This window comes from Periweissella beninensis (genome assembly GCF_016908275.1).
GTDB lineage: Bacteria > Bacillota > Bacilli > Lactobacillales > Lactobacillaceae > Periweissella > Periweissella beninensis.
This window is the reverse complement of sequence record NZ_JAFBDN010000046.1, coordinates 1-4,491: the sequence shown is the minus strand read 5'-3', so window position 1 is coordinate 4,491 and position 4,491 is coordinate 1. Positions and strand designations below refer to the sequence as shown.

3 protein-coding genes are annotated in these 4,491 nt (G+C 33.9%); all 3 read right to left on the bottom strand.

Translation table 11 applies throughout. From position 1 onward, the window contains the following. Positions 1-86 precede the first annotated feature (86 nt). From cydD to JOC59_RS09055, 3 genes are read right to left on the bottom strand one after another with little or no spacing between them, the layout of a single operon-like run. Entirely contained in the window at positions 87-1,790 is a 1,704-nt protein-coding gene (cydD, locus tag JOC59_RS09065) for a thiol reductant ABC exporter subunit CydD (RefSeq protein WP_205144427.1), read from the bottom strand. Between the two features lie 23 nt (positions 1,791-1,813). Then, the gene (gene cydB / locus JOC59_RS09060) at positions 1,814-2,827 is read right to left on the bottom strand and encodes a cytochrome d ubiquinol oxidase subunit II (RefSeq protein ID WP_205144426.1); all 1,014 of its coding nucleotides are present in this window, start codon (positions 2,825-2,827) and stop codon (positions 1,814-1,816) included. Next, positions 2,827-4,275 carry a cytochrome ubiquinol oxidase subunit I gene (locus tag JOC59_RS09055; protein WP_205144425.1) on the bottom strand — a complete coding sequence of 483 codons (1,449 nt, stop codon included), beginning with the start codon at positions 4,273-4,275 and terminating at the stop codon, positions 2,827-2,829. Before JOC59_RS09055 ends, cydB begins: the two co-directional genes overlap by 1 nt. Between the last annotated feature and the right edge of the window lie 216 nt (positions 4,276-4,491).

Genomic DNA, 4,491 nt, shown 5'->3' with positions numbered 1-4,491 from the left:
CAAAAATTGGACGGCATGACTCCGGTTGAATTCCGGAAACATGCCATCCAATTAATCGCTTAAAACATCACTCCAATTTATGGGGGTCAGTTCAACTCACCTTTTTTATTATTTAATTGAGCGGGTGTTCCTTGCTCAACTATTTTTCCATCTTTAATTACTAAAATATAATCCATCTGATTAATCCAGTGCAAACGATGCGTCGCAAATAATACTAATTTATCTTCAAATAATGGTAGCATAGTCTCCTTTAAAGCCACCTCTGTTTCAATGTCCAAATGAGCAGTTGGTTCATCAAATAATAACACATGTCGATTAGGTGTTAAGAAAGCTCGTGCTAAAGCAATTCTTTGCGCTTGACCACCAGAAACACTTTGACCACCTTCACCAATTAATGTCTCCATACCTTGCGGCAGTGTTGCGACCCAATCAAATAAGCCTGCTAATTTGATTGCCTCCGCAACTGCTTGTTTGCCTGCTTTAGGATAATAAAAGGCGATATTATCAGCTAAACTAGCATGAAAAATATATGGTTTTTGTGGTATATATTGTAATTGCTTTTGCCACAGTGCTGTTTGTAAGCTGTTAATTGTAGTTCCATTTACCTTAATTGTCTGTGCTTTAACTATATTAGCACTCAATAACCCCCCTAATAAATTTAATAAGGTTGATTTACCCGATCCAGATTTACCAATAATACCAATTTTTTGATAACCACCTAGTTTTAGATAAGGGATGTTTAATGCCGGTTGTACATTTTTTTCATATGCAACTGTCAAATTAGTTATCTCTAAGGTACTGTCTTGTTGCCAACTTGGTACTTTAGTTTCTGACCCGTTCTCAATAGTTGGGCGTTCCAAAATTTCTAAGACATCAGTTAGGGCGTTTTTACCATCTAGGGTCGCATGATAATCATTGGCAAAATTACGTAGTGGCATAAAATACTCAGGCGCTAAAACTAGCATTATCAATGCCGGTAGCAATTGAATATGGCCATTAATTAAACTTAAGCCTAGAAAAACTGCTACAACAGCAATTGATAACGTGGTAAAAAAATCAAGTGTAAATGTCGATAAAATACCAATTTTTAAAGTTGACAAAACTGATTTACGATAATCTTCTGAAACATCGTAAATATTTTCAGCATATCGTTTACTCAAACCCAGTTGTTTTAATGTCGGTAACCCTCTGAGTGCATCTACAAAGTGATTACTTAATCTCACAAAGTTCATATACTCTTTATCTGCTTTAGCTTGTGCAGCATATCCTAAAATAATCATAAAAATAATTACTACTGGATAAATCACAAATAAAAAGATTGCTTCCTGCCAGTCAACGGTCCCTAAATAGACTAATAAAATCCAAGGAATAATCATCATATCGCACATTTTAATCAAAACTAACATAAAATAATTTTGTACTTTATCCATTCCTTCAAGTGATAAAGTTACTAAATTTCCTGTTCCCTTATCTTGTAATGGAGCTGGTCCTAACATACCAAATTTAACTAATAAATCATGACGTAATTGTATCGTAGTTTGTTCAACCCAATTACCAATTGTATAATTTTTAACCACTGTCAATAAATGTCTAGTTACAAATGCAACCACAAACAAACCAATCACCATAAAAGCTTCATTCAGGGACCTTTGTTGCCATAAAGTTACAATGCTTTCGCTTAAGTACTTTCCTTGGAATAATACACTAAATGCTTGTAGTATTGTAAATACTACAAGCATTCCTAGTGTTTTACGAATTCCCGGCAATTTGAATAGGCGCCGATCAATCATAAAAATTCTCCATTTTCTGTCTACTAATGTTTTGCAGTTGCACCAACTGTTAAACGTTTTCTAAAAATATAAAAGCTCCAAATTTGATATGCTAATACTATTGGCAATACTGAAAAGGCTAACCATGTCATTAAGGTCAATGTATAGCTTGATGATGAAGCATTTTCAATAAGCAAACTGTATTTACTATTATTTGCTATCATTACATGTGGGAAAATTCCAACAAATAATAGCGTTACAACACTAATCAAATTAATCCCCGAGGTGATAAAACTAAGTACCTCTATGTCTTTAATCGTTGCAAAATAAGAAATTAATGTTGCAATCACAATTACTGCTAAAATCAATGTTGTTAAAATTGGTTTATTAGCAAAAAACATTGTATCTTTAGCAACAAGTAACGCAAAAATAACTTCCCCTATTAATAATACAGGATACAAAGCTTTGGCCCATTGGGCAGCCCGTTGCCGAATCTGACCAACTGTCTTGATTCTAATGAAATTTAAGCCATGAATATAACTCATTAATGTTACAGCTACACCACCAACAATTGTAAAAAGATTTACAAAATCGAAAAAACTTCCACGAACGTTATATTGAGAATCCATTGGCATTCCTTTAACCATCGCTGTAAAAATCATTCCTAAAATAAATGGGGCAAAGAAAGATCCTAAAGCAGTCGCCCACTCCCAAATATTACGACCTGACTCAAATTTCATCAATGCTCTAAACTCAAATGAAACTCCTCTAAAAATTAAAGCAAGCACCACTAAAAATAATGGAATATAGAAGCCCGAAAATAATGAGGCATACCACATTGGCATTGAAGCAAATAGCGCCCCCCCTGCTGTAATTAACCATACTTCATTAGCATCCCAATTAGGACCAATTGATGCCACTAAAGCATCCCGTTCATCTGTATTCTTCGCTAATGTTTTTAAAGCCATACCAACTCCAAAATCAAAACCTTCTAAAAAGAAAAAGCCCGCAAATAATACTCCAATAAGGACAAACCATAAGACTTGTAATCCTGTCATTAGTTAAACGCCTCCTCTGCAAACGGATCTTGAACTGGTGTTGTTTGCGTCATTAAATCATCTGGTCCTTCTTTCAAAATACGAGCAGCCAAGTAAACCATTACTGCTCCGAGTAAACTGAATGTTAAGAAGAAAACAATATTAGTAAATAACATTGATCCTGCTGATACATTTGGCGAAACCGCATCGGCAATTGTTAAATACCCATAAACAACCCACGGATAGCGACCAAGTTCCGTAACTAACCAACCCGAAGTATTTGCTACAAATGGTAAAAATGTGCATAATCCTAAAATCCAAAGCAACCATTTTTGCTTCAATAATTCTTTATCGGCAAATTTTTTACGATTAAACCACAAACCAACAACTGCCACCATTAAGAATCCACCAGCTGCAAAAGCCATAATATGGAATGCCCAAAAAATTGCATTAAATGGTACGTAATAATTCATATTTTTACCAAATTTTTTATCATATTTAGCATGTAATTCTTTATTTACCTGGTTAGCACCCTTGTTATAACCCGTTAAACTGTGATGGGCTAAAATTGACAAAACATAGGGAACATTAATTTCAAAAATTGATTTATGCTCTTTTTCGTTATATAAACCAGCTACGGTCCATGGTTGTTGCTTATCTTTGCCACCAACATTTTCATATAGACCTTCAGTTGCAGCAAATTTCATTGGTTGATCCACTTCTAGTGCGTAAGAATGTTGATCACCAGTAGCTAACATCCCAAATGTTGTAATTAACCCAACAATCAAGCCAATTTTTAATGACGTTCGGAAAAAATCAACATTTTTATTCTTACGTAAAAGTGCAAATGCTGACATTCCAGCAACAACAAAGCCAGCTGTTAAAAATGCCCCAAAAATAACGTGTGGAAATTCTAACCATAATTGATGATTCTTAATTAAAGCTGGAAAATCAACTAGTTGTGCCCTTCCTGTTTTAGAATTAATAATAAAGCCAAGCGGATTTTGCATAAATGAATTAGCCGCTAAAATCCAAAGAGCTGATAACGCTGACCCAATTGTCGTTATCCAAATTAAAACTAAATGTATCGCTGGTTTAAATCGATCCCACCCAAACATCCATAATCCAATGAATGTTGATTCTAAAAAGAAAGCAACTAAGGCTTCAATCGCTAATGGTGCTCCAAAAATATCACCAACAAACCTAGAATATTCAGACCAATTCATCCCAAATTGGAATTCTTGTATAATACCTGTTACAACACCCACTGCAAAACTTAATAGAAAAATTTTGCCCCAAAACTGGGTCATTAATTTATATTTTTCGTCTTTCTTTAAAACGTATAGGGTTTCCATAATACTAACAATCAACCCTAATCCAATTGACAATGGCACAAATAAAAAGTGAAAAATAGTTGTCATTGCAAATTGGAATCGTGCTAAAGATATAACTGATAATGCTACATCCATGATAATTCCTCCAATAATTGTACCAAAATATAGTAAAGTCTAAACTCATTATATTCTTACACAAGTTTGACTCATATTCAAACTATAAATAGTTTTTTAGTATAAGTTTAATAATCTTTTATTCGAAAATTTCAATAACAAGTTAGCCACTTGGACAAAATAAATTGAATCCAAGTGATATCAGTATTTGAAGTTTATAAATATGTCTTTAAGCGC